The sequence below is a fragment of the Streptomyces sp. NPDC048111 genome, assembly GCF_043202815.1.
Lineage (GTDB): Bacteria > Actinomycetota > Actinomycetes > Streptomycetales > Streptomycetaceae > Streptomyces.
The window spans coordinates 463,217-484,411 of record NZ_JBIDBD010000002.1; the positions used below are offsets into that span (position 1 = coordinate 463,217).

The window sequence follows — 21,195 nt, forward strand, 5'->3', positions numbered from 1 at the left end:
CACCGGGGCGCGCGGTCCACCGGGGTCGCGAGGTCCGCCCACCGGGGCACAGCACCTGGGCCCGCCCGGCCGGTGTCGTCAACTGTGCACGCCCGCACGGTACTTGGGGATGCGCGCCGTCACCTTCATGCCCGCGCCGATCCCGGTCTCGATGACGAGCCCGTGCGCGTCGCCGTACACCTGGCGCAGCCGTTCGTCGACGTTGAGCAGGCCGATGCCGCCGGCCTCGCTCTCCTCGCCGCGCAGGATGCGGCGCAGCCGCCGCGGGTCCATGCCCGCGCCGTCGTCCTCGATGACGACCTCGGCCTCGTTGCCCGCGTCCAGGGCGCTGATGGTGAGGTGCCCGCCGCCCTCCCTGCCCTCGATGCCGTGCTTGACGGCGTTCTCCACGAGCGGCTGGAGGCAGAGGAAGGGGAGCGCGACCGGAAGCACCTCGGGGGCCACCTGGAGGGTGACCGAGAGCCGGTCGCCGAAACGGGCCCGCACGAGGGCGAGGTACTGGTCGATGGAGTGGAGTTCTTCGGCCAGCGTGGTGAAGTCGCCGTGCCGGCGGAACGAGTAGCGCGTGAAGTCGGCGAATTCCAGAAGGAGTTCACGGGCCCGCTCCGGGTCGGTGCGGACGAACGAGGCGATGGCCGCCAGCGAGTTGAAGATGAAGTGCGGGGAGATCTGGGCCCGCAGTGCCTTGATCTCGGCCTCGATCAACCGGGTGCGGGAACGGTCGAGTTCGGCGAGTTCGAGCTGGACGGAGACCCAGCGGCCCACCTCCCCCGCGGCCCGGGCGAGGACCGCGGACTCGCGGGGCGCATAGGCGACGAGGGTGCCCAGCACCCGGTGGTCCACGGTGAGGGGCACGGCCACCGCCCAGCGCAGCGGGCAGTCCAGGTCGTCGCAGGACAGCGCGAACGCCCGGTCGCGTCCGGTGCCGAGCAGCGGCCCCACCTGCTGCATCACGTGGGCGCTGTGGTGCTGCTCGCCCGCGCCGTCCCAGGTCAGGATGGTGTCGCGGTCGGTGAGGCAGAGGGCGTCGGTGCCGAGCAGCGAGCGCAGGCCGCGGGCCGAGCGGCGGGCCGCCTCGGCGGTGAGCCCGGCGCGCAGCGGGGGCGCGGCGAGCGAGGCGGTGTGCAGGGTCTCGAAGGTGGCGTGCTCGACGGGCGTGCCGACATCGCTGGGGCGGCCCCGGCGTGCGGCGCGCCGGCCGAGCCAGTATCCGGCGGCGGCGAGCAGCGGGCCGAGGAAGAGCAGTGCGGCCAGGGTCATGTCCGTCCTCCGTCCCGGCGGGTCAGGGCCTCGGGCAGATGGAAGCGGGTCATCGCGGCGTCGGTGCCGGCCGGCACCCGGCCCGGGGTGGCGAGCGAGACCCCGATCATGGCGAGGAAGCCCACCGGCACCGACCAGACGGCGGGCCAGGCGAGCAGGGTGCGAACGACGCCGGGCGGTGCCACGTCGAGCACGGTGGCGGCGACGGCGAGCAGCGCGGACCCTCCCCCGAGTACGAGCCCGGCGGCCGCGCCGGGCGGGGTGAGCCCGCGCCACCAGATGCCGAGCACCAGGAGCGGGCAGAACGAGGAGGCGGACACCGCGAAGGCCATGCCCACCGCGTCGGCCACCGGCACCCCGCTGACCGGCAGCGCGCCGAGCAGCGGCACCGCGACGGCGAGGGGGGTGGCGAGCCGGAAGTGGCGTACGCCGCGGGCCGGCAGCACGTCCTGGGTGAGGACGCCGGCGACCGCCATGGTGAGCCCGGAGGCGGTCGAAAGGAACGCCGCGAACGCGCCGCCCGCGACGAGCGCGCCGAGCAGTTCGCCTCCGGCACCGCCGACGAGCCGCCCGGGCAGCAGCAGCACGGCCGCGTCCGCGTCACCGGTGAGGGCGAGTTCGGGGGCGTACAGACGGCCGAGGGCGCCGTAGACGGGGGGCAGCAGGTAGAACACGCCGATCAGGGCGAGCACCACGACGGTGGCCCTGCGGGCCTCGCGGCCACCCGGGCTGGTGTAGAAGCGGACCACGACGTGGGGCAGGCCCATGGTGCCGAGGAAGGTGGCCATGATCAGCCCGTAGGTGGCGTACAGCGGGTGCCCGGTCCGGGAGGGCGCGTCGGGCACGGGGGTCGCGGCGGCGAGCACGAGACGGGTGCCGGCCGTGACGCGGTGCTCGCCCGCGGCCAGCGTCAGCGCGTCGCCCTCGTGGCGGCGGCCGTCCACCGTGCCGGAAACATGCACGGGCAGCGGCCGGTCCAGACGCAGCGTGAGGGTGTCGGCGACGCGGACGGTCTGCTGGTGGCGCAGGGTCGCGGGCTCGTCGTACACGGGCCGCGGCGCGCCGTCGCCGCGCCAGGCGAGGACCAGGAAGAAGACCGGGACGAGCAGCGCGGTCAGCTTCAGCGCGTACTGGAAGGCCTGGACGAAGGTGATCGAGCGCATGCCCCCCGCGGCGACCGCGAGCACCACGACGGATGCGACGAGCACCGGTCCGAGCCAGCCCGGCGCGCCGGTCAGGATCTTCAACGTCAGCCCCGCGCCCTGGAGTTGGGGCACCAGATAGAGCCAGCCGGCGCCGACCACGAAGACGCTGACCAGGCGGCGCACGGCCGTCGATTCGAGCCGCCCCTCGGCGAAGTCGGGCAGCGTGTACGCGCCGGAGCGGCGCAGCGGGGCGGCGACGAACAGCAGCAGCACGAGGTAGCCGGCGGTGTAGCCGACCGGGTACCAGAGCATGTCGGGGCCCTGCACGAGGACGAGGCCGGCGATGCCGAGGAAGGAGGCGGCCGAGAGGTATTCACCGCTGATGGCGGCGGCGTTGAGGCCGGGGCCGACGGTGCGCGAGGCGACGTAGAAGTCGGAGGTGGTGCGCGAGATGCGCAGCCCGAACCCGCCCACGAGCAGGGTGGCGAGGACGACGGCGGTCACCGCCGCCACGGCGTAGGTCTGGCTCGTCACCGGGCGGCTCTGCCCCGCCTCGTCCGGGCGGCGGGCACCGCCGGCCGGTCGGCGACCAGGCGGGCGAAGTCGCGCTCGTTGCGCTCGGCGGTGCGCACGTACCACCAGGCGATCAGGCCGAGCGGTCCGTGGATGCCGAAGCCGAGCACGCACCAGGTGACGGCGTCGTCGTCCAGGGCGCGGAAGGCGAGCGGCAGTGTCCCGACCGTGAGGGCCAGGACGGCGAACCCGCTGAGTGCGGCCCGGAGTTGACCGCGCATCAGGGAACGCACATAGGCGCTGCCGAGCGCGGTGTGTTCGTCGATCTCGGACTGGGCGCGGTGTCGCGGCAGCGGGCGGACCCTCCTCGGCTCCCCCGTCACCGTCTCGCGTCGCGCCGCCTGCTCTGCGGACATGGCGCGGAGTGTACGCATCCGATCACGGGTCGGGGAAGGGCCAGGTCAGCGGGTGGGGCGCCACAGCAGGCGGTCACGGACCGTGCGGGCGTGGCGCCGGCTGACGGGGAGTTCGGCGTCGCCGACCCGCACGCTCATGGTGCCCGCGTCCAGGCGGAGTTCGTCGATCCGGTCGATGGCGACGAGGTGGCTGCGGTGGATGCGCACGAAGCCGCGGCTGCGCCAGCGCTCTTCGAGGGTGGACAGCGGGATCCGCACGAGATGGCTGCCGCGCTCGGTGTGCAGTCGGGCGTAGTCGCCCTGGGCCTCGGCGTAGGTGATGTCCGCGATGGCCAGGAAGCGGGTGACGCCGCCGAGTTCGACGGGTATCTGGTCGGGTTCCTGGACGGCGGCGGCGCGGTCGCCGACGAGTTCGGCGACCCGGCGCACGGCCTCCGCGAGCCGCTCCGCGCGCACCGGTTTGAGGACGTAGTCGACGGCCTTGAGGTCGAAGGCCCGGACGGCGAAGCCCTCGTGGGCGGTGACGAAGACGATGAGCGGCGGTCGGGCGAAGCCGGCCAGGAGACGGGCGATGTCGAGTCCGCTGAGTCCGGCCATGTGGATGTCGAGGAACACCACGTCGACGCCGTTGCCGTCGTTCTCGCCGGCTTCGAGGGCCGTGCCGATGAGCCGCAGCGCGTCGGTGGCCGTGCTGGCGCCCTCGGCGGAGCCGATGCGGGGGTCGGCGCGCAGCAGGTAGAGGAGTTCTTCGAGGGCGGGGGCTTCGTCGTCGACCGCCAGTACGCGCAGCATGGGGCCGAAGTCTAGGTGTGCGGTGCGGGGGTGTCTTGAGCGTTCGGGCCGGTTCCCGCGTACCTGACGGCATGAGTTCGCCGCAGATCCACCGGGACGCCGGGGCCTACGCCCTCGGGGTGCTCGGTGCCGCCGACGTTTTCCGCTTCGAGGAGCATCTCGCCGGGTGCGCCCCGTGCCGGGACCTGCTCGCCGAGTTCGGGGGCGTCGCCGCCCTGCTCGCCGCGTACACCGCCGACGGAGCGGCGCCGAGCGGACCGGTGTCGCCGCAGGTGCTGCACGCGATGCTGGCGGCGGTGGCCCGGCGGCGCAGGCGCGGGCGAGGGGCGCGGATCGCTCTGGTGGCCGCGGCGGGGGTGCTCGTCGCGGGCGGGCTCGGCGTCGCGCTCGCACCGCCCGATCCGCGCTGGGAGCTGTCCTCGCACGCGCCGGGAGTGACGGCGTCCCTGGTGACGGCGCCCGAGGAGTGGGGCACGGACGTGGAGCTCGGGCTCGCGGGCGCGCAGCCGGTGGCGTGCACGCTCGTCGCGGTGGGCCGGGACGGCAGCCGGCAGACGGTGGCGACCTGGGCGGACCCCGGGGGGCGCCCGGTGCGGATGCGGGGGGCGGCGGCCCTGGCCGAGGACGCCATCGCCCGGTTCGAGGTGCGCACGGCGGCCGGGGCGCCGCTCGCGACGATCACGCCCGGCTGAGCCCCCACGGCTCGGGTCGGGCTACTTGAGCAGTTTCGACAGACGGCGGTCGGCGAGGACCTTGCCGCCGGTCTGGCAGGTGGCGCAGTACTGGAGCGAGGAGTCGGCGAAGGACACCTCGCGGACGGTGTCGCCGCACACCGGGCAGGCTTCGCCGGTCCGTCCGTGCACCCGAAGCCCGCTTTTCTTCTCGGCCTTCAGACGGCCCGCCTCGACGCCGCGGGAGCGCTCCACCGCCTCGGTGAGGGTGGTGCGCATCGCCTCGTACAGGGCGGTGGTCTCCTCCTCGGTGAGACGGTCGACGGGCTTGAACGGCGACATGCGGGCGACGTGCAGGATCTCGTCGCTGTAGGCGTTGCCGATGCCGGCGATGAGGGACTGGTCGCGCAGGGCGCCCTTGAGCTGTCGCCGCTCCCCCTTGAGCAGGGCCGCGAACGCGTCGCGGTCGAAGCCGGGGGCCAGCGGGTCGGGGCCGAGCCGTGCGATGCCGGGGACGTCGGACGGGTCGTGGACGAGGTAGGCGGCGAGGCTCTTGCGGGTGCCGGCCTCGGTGAGGTCGAAGCCGGCGCCGCCGGTCAGCACGACACGCAGCGCGAGGGGGCCCTTGCCTGGTCTGGGCGGGGCGGTGGGCAGCGCGTCGTACCAGCGCAGCCAGCCCGCGCGGGCCAGGTGGACGCACAGGTGCAGGCCGTCGGCGTCGAGGTCGAGGAACTTGCCGTGCCGGGCCACCTCCGTGACGGTGCGCCCGGCCAGGGCGGTGTACGGCGGGTCGTACGTCTTCAGGACGCTGATCGCGACGGGCAGCGCGGATTCGATCTCCCGGCCGACCAGGTGGTCGCGGAGGAAGACCCGCAGGGCCTCGACTTCGGGCAGTTCCGGCATACCTACCAGGGTGCCTCGTACGGCGGGGCTCAGCGAGCCGCGCCCGCCCCGCAGGCTCTCCGCGAGCCGGTCGAGGCCCGGTACGGCCCTGCCGTCGGGCGGCGGGGGCCGGGCCGTCAGAGGGGTTCGCGGTCCGGGACGGCGAACTCGCACCACACGCACTTGCCGCTGCCGCGCGACTCCACGCCCCACACGTCCGCGAGCCGGTCCACCAGCATCAGGCCGCGCCCCGACACCCCCGACGCGCCCGCTTCGCGGCGGCGCGGCAGGGCGCTGGAGCGGTCCTCGACCTCGACGCGCAGGCGGCGCTCGGGGCCGGACAGCACGCGGATGGTGACGATGGCGCCGCCGTCGGTGTGCATCAGGGCGTTGGTGATGAGTTCGTCGGCGGCCAGCTCGATCTCGTCGGAGCGCTCGCGGGCTCCCCAGGCGCGGACCGCCGCGCGGATCATGTGCCGGGAGGAGCTGAGCGCCTCCGGGTCGCTCTGCGCCACGTGCTGGCGCAGCCGGCCGCCGCCCTGCGGCACCTCGGTGGTGCTGCGGCGCAGGAGCAGCAGCGCCACGTCGTCGTCGCCGGCCTGCTCGTCGACCACGTCGCACAGCCGGTCGGCGAGCGCTTCGAGGTCCTGGGGGCCGCCGCGCACCAGGGAGGTGAGGAGTTCCATGCCGTCGTCGAGGTCGGCGCCCGGCTGCTCCACCAGCCCGTCGGTGTAGAGCAACAGGGTCTGGCCCGGGTCGAGTTCGACCGTCGACACCGGATACTCCAGTCGCCGGAACTCCGCCGACAGGCCGAGCGGGAGCCCGCCTTCCACCGGAAGTCTGCGACAGCTGCCGTCGGTCAGGCGCAGCAGCGGGTCGACATGGCCGGCGCGCACGATCTGCACCACGCCGGTGCTCAGATCGGCCTCCGCGTAGGTGCAGGTCGCGAAGCGGTCGGTGTCGAGTTCGTCCAGGAACACCGAGGCCCTGGCCATCACGGTGGCCGGCGTGTGCCCCTCGGCCGCGTACGCGCGCAGCACGATGCGCAGCTGGCCCATCACCGCGGCCGCGTGCGTGTCATGGCCCTGTACGTCGCCGATGGCCACGCCGACACGGCCGCCGGGCAGCGGGATCACGTCGTACCAGTCGCCCCCGATGTCCCGGCCGAACCGGGCGGCGCGGTAGCGCACGGCCAGCTGGGCGCCGGGCACCTCGGGGATGCGGCGCGGCAGCATCGCCTGCTGGAGGCCCTCGGCGAGATCGTGCTCCTGCTCGTAGAGCATGGCCCGCTGGAGCGACTGGGCGATCGAACTGCCCAGCGCCACAAGGAGGTTGCGCTCGTCACTGGTGAAGCCCCACTTGTCGCTGTAGAGCAGTCCGATCGCGCCGATCGGGCGGGCCTGGGCGATCAGCGGGAGGTAGGCGGCGGAGGTGATGCCGAGGCCGCTGATGTTGGGCCAGAGCCCCGGGTAGGACTGGGCGAAGTCCTCGGGCGACTCGATGAAGCGGGGCACGAGCGTGCGGACCACCTCGCTCATCGGGTACCGCTCGTCGACGCGGGTCCAGCGGGTGCCCGGCACGAAGCTTCCCTCGGGGCCCTCGGCGATCAGATGGATGCGGCCCGCCTCCAGGAGGCCCATCACCAGACTGGTGGCGCCCAGGTACTCGGGGCCCCGCGAGTCCTTCATGACGTCGATGACGTCCTGGACGGTCCTGGCGTGAGCGAGGGCGGCCGTGGTGGCCTCCACGACGCTGGTGGTGCGGCGCCGCTGGGCGTCGAGGCCCACCCGGGCGGTCGATTCGGCGAGTTCCTGCGTGGCGTCGCGGACCATGCCGATGATGCGCAGGGGCCGGCCGCTCTCGTCGCGGCGCACGAAACCCTGGGTGTGGGTCCAGCGCAGGGCGCCGTTGCGCAGCCGGATGCGGAAGTACGCGCCGTAGTTGGCGGTGCCGCTCTTGAGCGCCTGCGAGACGAGCGCGTCGAGCCGCAGGGCCTCGGCGGTCGGCACCCGGTCGGCGAGCGACTCGGGGTGGTTGTCGTACTCCTCGGGGCCCAGGTCGAACACGTCGAGGGCCGGCTGGTCCATGTGCATCAGGCCGGTGCCGAGGTCCCAGTCGAAGCTTCCCATCCGCAGGTCTCGGCCGTACGAGTGAAGGAAGCGGCACTCCTCGGCGCCGGCGGGCTCGCCGCAGTGGCACAGCTCGCCCGCCCCTCCGTCCCCGGTACCCGCGTCCATGGGGCCACGCTAGGCGCAGCCCGGACCGCGCGCATCAGGGAGCGGCGGGCGGCGCGCTCAGTGGGCGGGGGACGCCTTGCGCAGTGCGGTGATGCAGGTGCCGATGGCCGCCTGGAGCTCTTCGAGGCGCTGGACCATGTCGTCCTCGTAGATGTCGTCCGCGTCGTCCAGGGTGAGCTCCTCGAAGACCTTGGTGGCCCGCTGGAGGCTGCTGTAGAACTTCGTGCGGCGTTCCTGGACGCGCAGGTCGGGGTCGGCCTCGACGGCCTGCGCGACGAGGCCCTTGACGGTGTCGTACGCCTCGGTCGCCCACTCGCCGGTCTCTTCGGAGTCGTCGAGTTCGTCGAGCAGCGAGAGGTGGCGCTCGGCCTCGGCACGGAGCTCGGCGGGCGCCTCCACGGTCTGGCCCGCGGGGGTGCGCATCTGGTTGTTCTCGACGATCTGGCGGACGTAGCCGATGCGGTCGGCGGCCCTGGTCTCCTGGGCCACCGCCTTCTTCAGCTCGTCGGTGCGCGCGATGTCACGGGCCAGCTCGGTCTGGAGGGCCGGGTCCTCCTTGAGGCGGTCGAGCAGCGCGGTGCGGGCGGCCTGGGCGGTCCCGGGGTCGGCGAGGATCGCGGCACGCAGCGCGGTCGGGTTCTCGGCCACTTCGAGGGCCTTGGTCGGCCGGATGCCCTCGGCCTCGGCCGCGGCGGTGATGGCGGTGCCGCGCTCGGACGTCGCGCTGGAGCGGGAGGTGTAGTACGTGAGCCAGACGTCGGCGTCGGGCAGCTCGATGTCCTCACCGGGGACGAGTGCCTCGAAGAGCGGGACGAGGCCGTCGTCGGAGGCCTTGTCCCACGCCTTGTAGTAGCGCATGACGCGCTCCGCCGAGCAGCCGGCGAGCTCGCTGAACTCCTTGGCCGAGACCTTCGGCGTCTCGCCGGCCGCCTGTCCCCCGGGCCGCACGCTGCGGGCCACCTTCAGGGCGAACGCCCAGCCGCCGGTGCGCGCGTACGCGCCGAACTCGCGGGCGTCGCGCACCACGCTGTCGTGGGCCGCGCTTCCGTGGGAGGCGCTTCCGTGGGACGCGTTGTCGGGGGCCGTGTCGTCGAGAGCCGCGCTGTCGTGGGCCGCATGGTCGGGGCCGGCGCCTGCGTGCTCCGTGCTGTCGTGGACTTCGGCGGCGGGGGGCGCGGACGGCTCGGGCAGGTCGATGGCGGCGACGGTCACGGAGGACGCTCCTGGCTGCTGGAGGACGGACGACGGATGACGGACGACGGAACAAAGTACGCAGCCTATATGCACCCGTTGATGCGTCTTTCCGTCCCGCCCCGTGTCCCGTCACCGTGTCCCATGGTCCATGACCGTGTCCCATCTCCCGTGACCGCGGCCCGGGTGACGGGCAGGGCCCGGCGACGGCGCCGCCGGGCCCTGCCGATGCCGGGTACGTGCGTCGTCAGACGTTCTCCGACTCCTGGGACGGCCCGAAGACGTCGGAGTCGGGCCCGCTCGGGATGTCGGTGGGCAGCGAGGGCATGTCGTTCGGCGGGCTGGTCTCCGGGGCCGGGGGCACCAGGGGCGAGGGGGCCGACGGGCTCGCCGAAGGCGTCGGGGTGACCGTCTTGGTGGCGGGCGGACAGCCGCTCGGGGACGCGGCCGGGCTGTTCGGCGGTGCGGACGGGGACGACGGCGTGCCGGGCGTCGAGTCCGAGGGCGCGGGCGTCTCGGTGACCGTCACGGTCGGCGTCGGGGTCGGACAGTCGGGGCTCTGGCTCGGCGAGGTGCTCGGTGAGCTGCTCGGCGCAGACGTGCTCGGGCTCGCCGGGGGCGACGGCGGCTCGGGGACCGGGGGCTTGACCGGGTCGATCGTGATGTCCGGGCGCTCGCGGTCGTGCCGGCCGTCGTCGCCCGACTTCCGCTCGATCCACGTGTTGTTGGTGATGTTGACGATGATGAAGTTGTTGACGACCACCGTGGTGGGCCGCACCACGATCACGCGGTCGGCGCGGTAGCCCGGCCACGGCTTGCCCTTGTCGTTCCAGTTGCCCTGGTGGTTGTTGGGGGGCTTCAGCGGGTTGCCGCAGGCACAGCGCACGCGCGGCAGCCCGTGGCCGTCCACCAGGACCGCGGTGCCGGCCTGGAGGACGGACTGGAAGCTGGTGGCCGAGCCGTCGCGGAAGCCGTGGTTGGTGACGCGGGTGTCCACGCGCAGCACGACCGGGGTCAGACCGCGCAGAAAGCCCGCGACCGAGGCGGGGTCGATCCCGGCCGCGTCCGCGAAGGCACGGTTCTTGGCCCGGTCGCCGCCGAGGAAGCGGATCTGCTTCTCCACGTCACAGCTGGCCACGGACTGCGTACCGCCGTACAGGCCCGGCGTCGAGCCGTTCACGGTGCGCGGCGCTCGCAGGTCGCCGGAGGGGCCGGGGCCGGTCGGGGACGCCGCCGGAGTGGGGGTCGCCTTCGACTCGGCCGTGGACGCCGTGAACGGGTCCGGGCCCGCGGCGGCGATCGGCTGGAGGTTGAGGTCCTGGTTGCTGTCGGCGCCGGTGGCGCCGCCACCGCATCCGGCGGCGAAGGCACCGACGGACAGGACGGCGGCGGCAGCGGCGATTCTGCGCAGGGTCGAGGGCACGTGGATCTCCCACCTGTACGCCCCGAGTTGCCCCTCATTGTGTGCCGCAGCCGCGCGCCCGGCGCAAACGGACGGGGCAGAACGGGCGACCCCCGGCCGCGGCCCTCCCGCCGCGCGCGGGCCCGGCGCCCGCCCGGCAGGACGCCCGGCCGGGCCCCTGCCCTGCCCGGGCGCCCGCCTGCCATGCTGGGGGCGTGCCAGGACAGCGGAAGCGCAAGCGACAGCGGGAGCGCGAGGCCGGGGCGCGCTCCCCTCAGGCGGGTCGCTGGGAGCCGGTGTTCTCCACGGAGGACGAGAGGGAGCTGCGGTCCGAGGCCCGACGCCTGTGCGCGGAGCGCGGGTTGACGGACCCGTCGATGCTGCGCGTGGACATGTTCTGCGGGCGCCTGCAGTCCCCGACCAGCTACCGGCTCAGCCTCTTCGTCCCCCATGACCCGGCCGGCTGAGACCGGTCGCCAACTTCCTTTCCGCTCACACCAGTTCGGGACGCTGCCACTCCTCGCCCAGCACGTGGTGGTCGAGGAAGGCCAGCAGGGTCGCGTACCAGAGGCGGGCGTGGTTCGGGGCGAGGATCCAGTGGTTCTCGTCCGGGAAGTACAGGAACTTCGCCGGGACTTGACGGCGCTGGAGCTCCTGGAAGAGGGCCATGCCCTGACCGACGGGCACCCGGTAGTCCTTCGCGCCGTGCACCACCAGCATGGGCGTGCGGATGCGGTCGACGGCGAGGGCCGGCGAGTGCGTGTCGTAGCGCTCGGGGCGGGTCAGCGGATCGCCGAAGATCCTCCGGAAGTAGTCCGAGGCGTCGGTGTCCGCCTGGAACGAGCGCAGGTCCCAGACCGAGGCGTGCGAGACGATCGCCTTGAACCGGTCGGTGAGGGTGGCGACCCGGTTGGCCATGTAGCCGCCGTAGGAGGCGCCCGCGAGTCCGGTGCGGGTGGCGTCGATGTCGGGGCGCGCCACGGCGGCGTCGGTGGCCGCCATGAGGTCGCGGTAGGGCCGGCCGCCCCACTGGCCCCAGCCGCGCTCGTGCATCCGGGGCCCGTAACCGGAGGACAGCGCGGGGTCGGGCAGCAGGACCGCGTAGCCGCGGGCCGCGAAGGGCCAGGGGTTCCAGCGCCAGGTCCAGGCGTTCCAGGAGGTCTCGGGTCCGCCGTGCGGGAAGAGCAGCAAGGGCGCGGGGCGTGCGGCGGACGCGCCCTCGGGCAGTACGAGCCAGGACCGCAGCGGGAATCCGTCCTCGGCCACGGTGTGCACCTCGGTCAGGGTGCCCGGCAGGCGCCCCACGTCGCCGGGCGCCTTGAGCACGACGGGCTCCTGCTCGGGCGCGGCGGCGTCGAGCCGCACCGGGGTGGGCGGGGCGTCGATCGAGCTGCGCAGCGCGTAGAGGGTGCGTCCGTCGGGTGCGACGCACAGCGAGGTGTACGTGCCGGATGCGGTGAGCCGGGTGACGGTGCCGTCGGCGTCGCGCCGGAAGACCGGCGAGTGGCCCAGCTCGTCCGCGGCGAACCAGAGGGTCGCGTCGTCACGGCGGGGCGAGACCACCGCGCCGACGGGCCAGTTCTCGAAGTCCGGCACGAGCTCGCTCTCGTCGCCGGTCGCGGGGTCGACGCGCACGAGCATGTAGTGGAACGGGGTCTCGTACGTCTCGATCCGCTGGCGGGTGCAGATCACGGCGGCGCCGTCGGCGGTGAACAGCGGTGCGCTGTAAGCGAATTGGCCGTGCTCGACCACGTGCAGCTCTTCGCCGGTGGCGGCGTCCGCGATCACCACGACGGTGCGGTTGCCGTCCGGTACGTCGCCGGGCACGAAGCGGGTGTGGGCGACGCGGGTGCCGTCGGGCGAGAGCGCGGTCTCGGCCTCGCTCAGGAAACCCTGTCCCCCGGCGTCGACGGGCGGGCCCTGGGGGTCCTGGGGGTCTTGGGCGCCCTGGGGTTCCTGGGCTTCCTGAGCGCGGCGTACGAAGGTGTGCGGCTCGTCCGGGCCCAGGTCGCTGTCCCAGAACCGGGTGGGCCCGGACTCGTACAGGACGGCGGTGACCTTGGCGTCGGCGCGGTCCTTGCGCAGCTTGGCATGGGCCTCGGCGTCGGCCGCGCCGGGCAGCAGGCCGGCGGTGTACGCCAGGGTGCCGGTGTCCCGGGCGAGGGTGAAGCCGGCGATGCCGCCCGGGTGGCGCGCCAGCAGGGCCGCCTCGCCGCTCTCGGGCAGCGACCACACCGCGGTGCTCGCGTCGGGGTCCTCGGCCGCGGCGGGGTCGGTGTCCTGGCGGGCGGAGAGGAAGCAGAGGGTGCCGTCCGGGGCGAAGGCGGGCGCGGACTCGCCCGCGCGGGAGCGGGTCAGCCGGCGGGGCGCGCGTTCGCCCGTGACGTCGATGTCCCACAGGCCTGACACCAGGCCGTTGCGCTCGGAGTTGAGGCCCTGCACGGCGGCCACCAGCCGGCGCCCGTCCGGCGAGAGGGCCAGGGCGTTGACGCGGGGGGTTGCCAGGAAGGTGGGGAGGTCGTGGGAGGTGGTGGGGTTACCCGGGGTCTCGGACATTTGGCCATCCTGCCCCGGGGGGTTGGGAGGGGGACAGGGGGTGGGGGGTGATGGCCGGATCGTGCTGGGCCGCATGTTCGGTTCGGGCCGTGCGGGGGTGCTTGCGCGGTTCCCCGCGCCCCTGGGGTGGGTTGAGGTGGGGCGGGTGGCTGCGGGCCGTGCTTGGTTGCTCGCGCAGTTCCCCGCGCCCCTGCTTGGGCTGGGGTCCTCGGTCGACTGCGGGCCCGTGGCTGGGTGCTCGCGCAGTTCCCCGCGCCCCTGCATGGGCTGGGGTCCTCGGTCGACTGCGGGCCGTGGCTGGTTGTTCGCGCCGGTCCTCGCGCCCCTGGGCGGGCGGGGGTGGGGAGTCCGTGCCCCGGGGTGTGCGGGGCACGGACTGGGTGGTTCGGTTCAGTCGATGCCGGGCAGGATGTGCGGCTCGGCGAGGTCCTCTTCGTAGCCTGCGAGGCGGATCGGGGCCGAGCGGGCCCACACCTCGATGTTGCGGAGCTTCTCGGGCCGGCCGGCCCGTTCGCCGCCGCGTTCCGGGGTCCGGCGTTCGCGCTCTGTGGTCTCTGGTGTCACCGCGCACTCCTCTGTGTCGCGTAACCCTGGGCGTCCCGGCATGCGTCGTCCTACGACCCGGTGTCCGCCCGAAGGCAGGGGCTGGGCAGTTCTGACGCGGTGGCGCCGGCACTCTGTCCGCATCACGGCCACAGGTTGTGGGACGGATCCGGAACGGGCCTCGAGGGTTGGTGGACCCGCTGTGGCTACCGTTCGCACCAGAGTAACCAAATGAGCGCGGTAGCGCTCGATAGCGCCATTTCCTTTGCGTCAACTTTTCTTCGCCGGGAGTTCGGCCCGACGTTCACCCGCCATGATCTGCTCCCCGCATCGGCTGCCGCGCGCGGGGAGGAAATGACATGGAGCTGTCGGGCAAACCCCTTGAGGACCGGGCCGTGGAGGCGATCCACTCGGTCGACGAGCTGATGGACCTGCTGCATTCCTGCCGCGGCGCCTGGGACACGCCCGACCGCAGCGGCGACCCGGTCGACCTGCACGACCACGCGCTCCAGACCGCCCACCTGCTGCGGCGGGCCCGCCCGGCCGACAAGGAGCTGCAGGTGGCGGGGCTCGTACACGATCTGGGTCAGCTACTCCGTCCCGGTGACGACGCGGGACACGCCGAGACGGCGGCCACCGCGGTACGCCCCTTGCTCGGCGCCCGGGTGGCCCGGCTCGTACGGCTGCACGTGCCCGCGAAGCGCTATCTGGCCGCGGTGGAACCGGACCGCACCCTGTCGCCGCAGAGCGCGCTGACCCTGCGGGCACAGGGCGGGGTGATGGGGCCGGACGAGGCGGCGGCCTTCGCGCGGGATCCGCTGGCGGAGGACGCGGTGGTGCTGCGGCAGGCCGATGACGCGGGGAAGGTCGTGGGGCTCGCCGTGGGCGTGATGGAGGACTGGCGTCCGGTACTTGAGCTCGTCGCGGAACGGGGCGATCAGCCGGTGCGCGGGCGGAGTTGAGCCGTTGCGGGGGCCGCGCCGAGTACTGGGCGCTCACGCCGAAGGGCGGCACGCGGGTGCGTGCCGCCCTTCGGCGGACTCATGAACGGAGGGTCTACCAGTTGGCAGGCGCGTAGTCCTTGAGGAAGACGCTGTGCAGGTCCTCGCCCAACTCGCCGCGCACGATGGGGTCGTAGACGCGGGCGGCGCCGTCGACCAGGTCGAGCGGGGCGTGGAAGCCCTCTTCGGCCAGGCGCAGCTTGTCGTGGTGGGGGCGCTCGTCGGTGATCCAGCCGGTGTCGACCGAGGTCATCAGGATCTTGTCGCTCTCGAACATCTCCTGGCCACTGGTGCGGGTGACCATGTTCATGGCGGCCTTGGCGGCGTTGGTGTTGGGGTGGCCCGCACCCTTGTAGCCGCGGCTGAAGACGCCTTCCATGGCCGACACGTTCACCACGTACGCACGTCCGTTGGGCGCCTTGCGGGCGGCCTCCGCCATTACCGGGCGCAGGCTGCTGATCAGGATGAACGGAGCGGTGTAGTTGCAGAGCTGGGTTTCCAGCAGCTCGACCGGCGAGATCTGGTCGATGGACTGCACCCAGGTGTTGCTGTCCACGACGTCCGGGAGCAGGCCGCCCGCGTCCAGGGCGGTGCCGTCCTGGTACTTGGCGATGCTCGCGTTGCCCGCGACCAGGGCGAGGTCGGCGACGCGCTGGGCGTCGAGGCCCGAGACGCCGGCGGGCAGCGCGGTCAGGCCGTCGACCGCGCCGGAGTTGAAGGCGCCGATGACGTGGTGGGCGGGCAGTTCACCGGCGGGCAGCGGCGCGCTCTCGCCGTCCACCAGGGCGGCGTAGGCGGAGGGCAGTCGGCGCACGGTCTGGGTGGCGTTGTTGATCAGGATGTCCAACGGCCCCTGCGCGGCGGTCTGCTCGGCGAGGGCGACCACCTGCGCCGGGTCGCGCAGGTCGATGCCGACGACTTCGAGGCGGTGCATCCAGTCCGCGGAGTCCTCCATCGCCTTGAAGCGGCGGATGGCGTCCTTGGGGAAGCGGGTGGTGACGGTGGTGTGCGCGCCGTCGCGCAGCAGCCGCAGCGCGATGTACATGCCGATCTTGGCGCGGCCCCCGGTGAGCAGCGCGCGCTTGCCGGTCAGGTCGGTGCGGGCGTCGCGGCGGGCGCGGTTCTCGGCGGCGCACTTCTGGCAGAGCTGGTGGTAGAACGCGTCGACCTCGACGTACCGGGTCTTGCAGATGTAGCAGGACCGGGGGCGCTGGAGTATGCCCGCGATCTCGCCCGTCACGGACGAGCTGGGCAGCAGGCCTTCGGTCTCGTCGTCGATGCGCTCGGCGGAGCCGGTCGCGGTCGCCTCGGTGACGGCCCGGTCGTGGGCGGTCTTGGCGGCCCGGCGCTCCTGGCGGCGGCGCTGCTTCACGGTGCGGTAGACGCCGGCGGTGGCGCGGCGTACGGCGATCGCGTCGGGGTGGTCGACGTCGATCGTGTCGAGTTCCGCCAGCACGCTCAGGCAGAGCGCGAGCCGCTCGGGGTCGATGCCGGGGCCGAAGTCCTGGTCGACGCCCTGCTCGGGCCGCTCGTCGACACCCGGGCCCTGTCCCTGGCCCTGGAAGTCCTCTGTCACCGTCATCGCCGCTGCGTTCCTCGGTCAGTCGTGAGTGAGGGGGAGCAATCAAGTCCCCAAAAGGGTCATCGTACGGAGCGAGGGGGCCGGGCACCAAACCGCGCCCGGAGGGGCCTCCGGTTGGGCCCGGCCCCGGCGTGGTCGCCCCACACCCCTCCAGCGCGGCTGGCGACCCGCCCCGCACCCTGACGGGCTGCCCAGCGCTCGGCGCCCCGCGCCAGGAGTTCGCCCGCAGGTCGGGGGTGGCTGGTCGCGCAGTTCCCCGCGCCCCTGTAGGCCCTGCCGTGTTCATGGCACTGGTCTACCTCGCCTGCGGCCGACGCTGCCCCCAGCACCCCTGCCGGAAATTCGTCCGCAGGTCACGTGTGGCTGATCGCGCAGTTCCCCGCGCCCCTGGCAGGGTGCTTGCGCGGCAGCGCAGTCACGAGACGGCCTCAGCCCAGCGGGGGAACGAGGAGTTGCCCCCCAGCACGGCCCGCAACCACCAGCCCCGGAAGTGGCGCGGCGAACTGCGCAAGCAACCCCGCACGGCCGGCAGCCCCGCCAGGGGCGCGAGGAACTGCGCGACCAGCCCCCCACGGCCCGCAGCCGCACAACCAGAACAACCCCCGAGGGGCGCGGGGAACTGCGCAAGCAACCCCGCACGGCCGGCAGCCCCGCCAGGGGCGCGGGGAACTGCGCGACCAGCCCCGCACGACCCACAGCCGCACAACCACACCAGCCCCAACAGGGGCGCGAGGAACTGCGCGAGCAACCGCGCGCGAACCGCAGCCGCACAACCAGAGCCACCCCCAAAGGGGCGCGGGGAACTGCGCGACCAGCCCCCCCCGGCAGCCAACCCGCAAGAAACCCCGCACCCCCCGCAGCCAAGCCGCAGAAGGCGAAGGGGGCTACTCGGGGGCCGGGGTCAGCCGGGGCAGGAGGTCGGCGCGCAGGGTGGACGGGGGCGTGCCGAGGGCGGCCAGGACCTCCAGGGCCCGCCCGCCCTCACCCGCCGCAAGCAGCCCGAGCAACATGTGCCCCGTACCGAACCGCTCGTGCCCGAGAGCGGCAGCCTCCCGCACCGTAGCCTCCAGAACCTTCTTCGCCCGGGGCGTGTAGGCGGGCCTGGGGTACTGGAAGGCCCCGGGCCCGAACGCACTGTCGGCCTGGCGCTTGATCTCCTCGACGTCGATGCCGATGGAGGCGAGCGCGTCCTTGGCCGGCTGCCCGCCGGTGCTGGGCACCCCGGCCGCCTCAAGGACCCGTACGGTCTCCGCCCGCAGCGGCACGAGGGCCAGGCCCTGGGCGGTCAGGGCCTCCCAGGCCGTGCTGTCGTCGGTTGCGGCGAGCCCGAGCAGGAGGTGCTCGGTGCCGATGAAGTCGTGCCCCAGGGCGATCGCCTCGTCCTGTGAGGCCACGATCGCCCGCTTGGCGCGATCGGTGAAAAACTCGAACACCTTCAGTCCCCCTTGCCCGTGGCTTTGCGCCTGCTCGCATGCTTTTCATGCACCGACTGCCGACTGACCTGCAGCGACGTCGCGATGTTCTGCCAGGACCAGCCCTGTTCCCGGGCGTTGTCCACGTGGACGCGCTCCAGCTCCTCCAGGAGGCGGCGCAGCGCGACGACCGCCGCGAGTCCGACGGCGGGGTCCTTGTTGGTGACTTGTCCGGCCAGCGAGGCCGGTGTGTCCTCAGCTCCCATGCATGTCAGGTTGCCCTGACAGAGGCAGTCTGTCAAGGAATCCTGACACGATCGCCCGGCCTCAGTCGGCGTCCCGGCGCGGCGGACGGTCGAAGACGCAGTCCCCGCACAGCCCGCCCCCGGGACAGCGGTAGTAGAGGCAGCAGCTGCGCCGACGGAACGCCGGGCCGGGCAGCGGCGTGCCGGTGCCGGCGAGAAGGGGGTGGGCGAACAGTTCGGCGCCCAGGGCCAGGGCCCGCTCCCCCACTTCGGGGCGGCCCGACTTCCGCGCCCAGCCGCACAGTTCGCGTACCGCGCCCGCCAGCGCCGACCCGGCGTTGCCGCGCAGCAGCCCGTACGACACCGCCGTGTCGCACCGGACCGCGTCGGCGAGCGGGGCGAGGTGGCCCTCGACGACGGCGGCCACGAGGTGCTCGGCGGTGGCGCCGCACCGGGCCGTCCCGGGCGCGAGGACCAGGTCGTCGGGGGAGGTGCGGGCGCCGTCCCAGTACAGCCGGCCGGGGGCGAGGTCCGGCACGGCTCCGTGGAGCGCGGCGGGGCCGAGGGCGATCGACCAGAGCCGGGCGGCGAGCCCCAGGTGGGCGATGGAGGCGGCGACCCGGCGCTCGGGCGCCCGGAGCCGCTGCGCGACGGTGTCGATCCGGGCGCCCAGGGGTTCCGCCGCCTCTCCCGCGTACACGGCGGCGAGCGGCACGTACGACCCGTCGACCGGGCCGGTCCTGAGGGCGAAGAAGCCGCCGATCGCCGAGGCCCGCGCCAGTTCTTCCGGGTTCACTCTGTCTCGCCCCTCCAGTGGTCCGGCTGTCAGTCCGTGCCACTGTGGCACGAACCCGGCCGTGGCCGGTTCACACCCTGCGGGCAGGGACGATCGCCGGACTCGGCCCCCGCCGGCGAGGCACCTCGGAAGGTGATGCTCCGATTCCCTTGACGCCCTTTTTGAGCTGCGCTTTTACTGAAAGTCCGAAATCTGGGAGGACTTTGGTCGTACGCCCCTACTCCTCCTGGAGTACGCGGTGATCGGTGCTCAGGGACGACGACACAGGGTCCACAACGAGACATCGTGGAGCCATGAGCGCCCTTGTCCTGGCCGTGCTGCTGTCCCTGGTCTCCGCCGTCGCGTACGCGGCGGCGGCGATCGTGCAGGAGCGCGTCGCCGCGTCCGCCCCGAGCAGCGCGTACGCCCCGGTGCGCCGCCCGGCGTGGTGGGGGTCCGTCGTGCTCAACGGGCTCGGCGCCGTGCTGCACGTGGCGGCCCTGGCCTTCGGCCCGCTCACGCTGGTGCAGCCGATGGGCGCGCTCACCATCGTCTTCGCCCTGCCGATGGCGGCGGTGTTCATCCACCGCCGGGCCGGGGCCGTCGCCTGGCGCGGCGCCGTCATGGCCACGGCGGGCCTCGCCGGCCTGCTCGCGCTCACCGACGGTTCGGACGCGGACCCGATCGCCCTGGGCCCCCGTCTGGTCCTGGCCACGGCCGGGCTCGGGGCGGTCGTGGCCCTCTTCCTGGCCTCCAGAGCACTGCACCGGGCGGTGCCGCGCGGCATGGTGCTCGCCGCGGCGGCCGGTGGCGCGTTCGGTCTCGCCTCGGTGTTCACCAAGTCGGTCGCCGAGGACTGGCGGTCGGGGCTGCCTCTCACCGAACTGCCCGTCCTGCTCGCGATATCCGTCTTCGCGCTGTCGGGCCTGCTGTTGTCGCAGGCCTCCTACCGCGGGGCCGGCCTCGCGGCGCCGCTCGCGACCGTGACCGTCGTCAACCCCGTGGTGGCCGCGGCCATCGGTCTGACGCTGTTCGGCGAGTCGTTCCGGTACGGGACCGCGGGCACGGCCGTCGCGCTCGGGTTCGGTGTGGTGGCCGCGGGCGGCCTGATCCTGCTCACCACCCAGCGCCCGCGCACCGTCGCCGACGACGGGCCCCTCCGGCCGGCGGTGGCCGCGGGGCCGGACCCGGCCACCGGTCCCGCCGGGCGCCGGGAGGACACCCCGGATCAGACCGCGACGCCGCCCGCCCTCAGGTAGGCCAGCGGGTCCACGTCGGAGCCGTAGGCAGGTCCGGTCCTGATCTCGAAGTGCAGATGCGGGCCGGTGGCGTTGCCGGTCGAGCCCGAACGCCCGATCCGCTGGCCGGTGTTGACCTTCTGCCCCGTCTTCACACTGACCGCCGACAGGTGCGCGTACTGGCTGTACCGGCCGTCGGGGTGGTGGATCACCACCTGGTATCCGTACGACCCGCCCCAGCCGGCCGCGACGACCGTGCCGGAGGTGACGGCCTTGACCGCGGTACCGGTGGAGACGGGGAAGTCGACCCCGGTGTGGTAGCCGCTCGCCCAGGACGCGCCCGCCTTGTGGTACGGGGTGCTCGGGTCGGCGTCGACCGGCGCGGTGAACGCCGCCGTCCTGGCCGGTGCCTTCGCGACGGGTTTGGCGGCAGGCGGTTTGGCGGCGGGCGGTTTGGCGGGCGACGGCTTGGCGGCAGGCGGCTTCGGCACGCTCCTGGGCGGAGCGGTCGGCTTCGCGGCCACGGCCCCTGGCAGCGTCAGACGCTGGCCCGGACGGATGAGGTCGGGGTCGGCGCCGACGACCGTACGGTTCTCGGCGTACAGGTGCGGCCAGCCGCCCTGCACGCGCTCGCGCTCGGCGATCAGGGACAGCGAGTCGCCGTGCACGACGGTGTACGACTCCCGCTGCCCCGGCACCTTGGTGGGGCTCGCCTGCTCGGTCTTCCGGGCGGCGGGGGGTCTGGCGGCCGGGGGCTTGGCGGCCGGCTTGGACGCGGCGTGCGGAGACTGCTGCTTGATCACGGTCCGGTGCTCGGTCTCCGTGGTCAGCTGCGGCGCCGCGCCGCCCCGGGTGAGACCGGCCCGCACGGAACAGACTGGCCAGGCGCCGGGGCCCTGCCCCTTGAGCACCTTCTCGGCCACGGCGATCTGCTGGTCGCGGGTGGCGAGGTCCGCTCGCGGCGCGTACTGGCGACCGCCGTACGCCTCCCAGGTGGACTGCGTGAACTGGAGCCCGCCGTAAAAGCCGTTGCCCGTGTTGATGTGCCAGTTGCCGGTCGATTCACACGCCGCGACCTTGCTCCACACATCGACGGAGGCGGCGTCCGCGGTGCCCGCGGCGATCAGCGGGAGGGCCATGCCGACCCCGCCGGCGGTGACCGTCAGGGACGCCTGGTTGATCCGGCTCGGCTGATACCGGCGGTGCCGGCCGCGTAAGGCCATGAGTCCCCCTCGAAGGCTCCAAGAGCCGCCAAAATAGGGGCTGCGAACAGGTCATGACAAGGGGTCGGACAAGCGGAGGGAAGCCTTCGAACCGGCCGGGACCTACGGCAC

The 21,195-nt window shown here is 73.6% G+C and carries 19 protein-coding genes; 4 read left to right on the forward strand and 15 right to left on the reverse strand.

What is annotated here, in order from left to right; genetic code table 11:
* Positions 1-78: 78 nt before the first annotated feature.
* The 4 genes from ACGF3I_RS06805 to ACGF3I_RS06820 are packed head-to-tail and all read right to left on the reverse strand — an operon-like array spanning position 79 to position 4,126.
* Positions 79-1,260 (reverse strand): histidine kinase, encoded by a 1,182-nt coding sequence (locus ACGF3I_RS06805; RefSeq protein WP_393129523.1) that lies wholly within the window; start codon positions 1,258-1,260, stop codon positions 79-81.
* Entirely contained in the window at positions 1,257-2,939 is a 1,683-nt protein-coding gene (locus ACGF3I_RS06810) for a cation acetate symporter (RefSeq protein ID WP_393129524.1), read from the reverse strand. The genes ACGF3I_RS06805 and ACGF3I_RS06810 overlap by 4 nt, the downstream gene beginning before the upstream one ends.
* Positions 2,936-3,334 (reverse strand): hypothetical protein, encoded by a 399-nt coding sequence (locus tag ACGF3I_RS06815; RefSeq protein WP_393129525.1) that lies wholly within the window; start codon positions 3,332-3,334, stop codon positions 2,936-2,938. The genes ACGF3I_RS06810 and ACGF3I_RS06815 overlap by 4 nt, the downstream gene beginning before the upstream one ends.
* 45 nt (positions 3,335-3,379) lie before the next feature.
* Positions 3,380-4,126, reverse strand: coding sequence for a LytR/AlgR family response regulator transcription factor (locus ACGF3I_RS06820; protein WP_393129526.1), 747 nt, complete (start codon positions 4,124-4,126; stop codon positions 3,380-3,382).
* Positions 4,127-4,197: 71 nt separating this feature from the next.
* On the opposite strand from ACGF3I_RS06820, the gene ACGF3I_RS06825 reads away from it, so the two are divergent.
* The gene (locus ACGF3I_RS06825) at positions 4,198-4,818 is read left to right on the forward strand and encodes a zf-HC2 domain-containing protein (RefSeq protein WP_393129527.1); all 621 of its coding nucleotides are present in this window, start codon (positions 4,198-4,200) and stop codon (positions 4,816-4,818) included.
* A 21-nt stretch (positions 4,819-4,839) separates the two neighbouring features.
* Here the strand turns inward: ACGF3I_RS06825 and ACGF3I_RS06830 are convergent, their stop codons facing one another.
* From ACGF3I_RS06830 to ACGF3I_RS06845, 4 genes are all read right to left on the reverse strand, one after another.
* Positions 4,840-5,700, reverse strand: a complete 861-nt coding sequence (locus ACGF3I_RS06830; protein ID WP_393129528.1) for an Fpg/Nei family DNA glycosylase — start codon at positions 5,698-5,700, stop codon at positions 4,840-4,842.
* A 116-nt stretch (positions 5,701-5,816) separates the two neighbouring features.
* Positions 5,817-7,808, reverse strand: coding sequence for a SpoIIE family protein phosphatase (locus ACGF3I_RS06835; RefSeq protein WP_393129722.1), 1,992 nt, complete (start codon positions 7,806-7,808; stop codon positions 5,817-5,819).
* A 165-nt stretch (positions 7,809-7,973) separates the two neighbouring features.
* Positions 7,974-8,942, reverse strand: a complete 969-nt coding sequence (locus ACGF3I_RS06840) for a hypothetical protein (protein ID WP_393129723.1) — start codon at positions 8,940-8,942, stop codon at positions 7,974-7,976.
* Positions 8,943-9,354: 412 nt separating this feature from the next.
* Complete coding sequence (locus tag ACGF3I_RS06845; RefSeq protein WP_393129529.1) at positions 9,355-10,530, reverse strand: DUF6777 domain-containing protein; 1,176 nt, start codon at positions 10,528-10,530, stop codon at positions 9,355-9,357.
* Between the two features lie 194 nt (positions 10,531-10,724).
* Between ACGF3I_RS06845 and ACGF3I_RS06850 the strand changes: the two genes are divergently transcribed.
* The gene (locus tag ACGF3I_RS06850; protein ID WP_393129530.1) at positions 10,725-10,976 is read left to right on the forward strand and encodes a hypothetical protein; all 252 of its coding nucleotides are present in this window, start codon (positions 10,725-10,727) and stop codon (positions 10,974-10,976) included.
* Between the two features lie 25 nt (positions 10,977-11,001).
* On the opposite strand, the gene ACGF3I_RS06855 is transcribed toward ACGF3I_RS06850, so the two are convergent.
* Both ACGF3I_RS06855 and ACGF3I_RS06860 read right to left on the reverse strand, forming a co-directional pair.
* A complete protein-coding gene (locus tag ACGF3I_RS06855) occupies positions 11,002-13,065 on the reverse strand; it encodes a prolyl oligopeptidase family serine peptidase (RefSeq protein WP_393129531.1) in 2,064 nt (687 codons plus the stop codon).
* A gap of 390 nt (positions 13,066-13,455) precedes the next feature.
* The gene (locus ACGF3I_RS06860) at positions 13,456-13,629 is read right to left on the reverse strand and encodes a hypothetical protein (protein WP_167152006.1); all 174 of its coding nucleotides are present in this window, start codon (positions 13,627-13,629) and stop codon (positions 13,456-13,458) included.
* 338 nt (positions 13,630-13,967) lie between these two features.
* On the opposite strand from ACGF3I_RS06860, the gene ACGF3I_RS06865 reads away from it, so the two are divergent.
* A complete protein-coding gene (locus tag ACGF3I_RS06865; RefSeq protein WP_393129532.1) occupies positions 13,968-14,570 on the forward strand; it encodes an HD domain-containing protein in 603 nt (200 codons plus the stop codon).
* A 94-nt stretch (positions 14,571-14,664) separates the two neighbouring features.
* Here the strand turns inward: ACGF3I_RS06865 and ACGF3I_RS06870 are convergent, their stop codons facing one another.
* The 4 genes from ACGF3I_RS06870 to ACGF3I_RS06885 all read right to left on the reverse strand — a co-directional run bounded on the left by ACGF3I_RS06870 (position 14,665) and on the right by ACGF3I_RS06885 (position 18,644).
* Complete coding sequence (locus ACGF3I_RS06870; RefSeq protein ID WP_393129533.1) at positions 14,665-16,191, reverse strand: SDR family NAD(P)-dependent oxidoreductase; 1,527 nt, start codon at positions 16,189-16,191, stop codon at positions 14,665-14,667.
* Between the two features lie 884 nt (positions 16,192-17,075).
* Positions 17,076-17,624, reverse strand: a complete 549-nt coding sequence (locus ACGF3I_RS06875) for a Clp protease N-terminal domain-containing protein (protein ID WP_393129534.1) — start codon at positions 17,622-17,624, stop codon at positions 17,076-17,078.
* Positions 17,625-17,626: 2 nt separating this feature from the next.
* Positions 17,627-17,869: a hypothetical protein gene (locus ACGF3I_RS06880; RefSeq protein ID WP_393129535.1), complete on the reverse strand. Its 243-nt coding sequence runs from the start codon at positions 17,867-17,869 to the stop codon at positions 17,627-17,629.
* A gap of 61 nt (positions 17,870-17,930) precedes the next feature.
* Positions 17,931-18,644: a (2Fe-2S)-binding protein gene (locus ACGF3I_RS06885; RefSeq protein WP_393129536.1), complete on the reverse strand. Its 714-nt coding sequence runs from the start codon at positions 18,642-18,644 to the stop codon at positions 17,931-17,933.
* Positions 18,645-18,937: 293 nt separating this feature from the next.
* Between ACGF3I_RS06885 and ACGF3I_RS06890 the strand changes: the two genes are divergently transcribed.
* The gene (locus tag ACGF3I_RS06890) at positions 18,938-19,882 is read left to right on the forward strand and encodes a DMT family transporter (RefSeq protein WP_393129537.1); all 945 of its coding nucleotides are present in this window, start codon (positions 18,938-18,940) and stop codon (positions 19,880-19,882) included.
* On the opposite strand, the gene ACGF3I_RS06895 is transcribed toward ACGF3I_RS06890, so the two are convergent.
* Positions 19,852-21,084 carry a transglycosylase family protein gene (locus tag ACGF3I_RS06895; protein WP_393129538.1) on the reverse strand — a complete coding sequence of 411 codons (1,233 nt, stop codon included), beginning with the start codon at positions 21,082-21,084 and terminating at the stop codon, positions 19,852-19,854. The genes ACGF3I_RS06890 and ACGF3I_RS06895 overlap by 31 nt on opposite strands.
* Positions 21,085-21,195 lie beyond the last annotated feature (111 nt).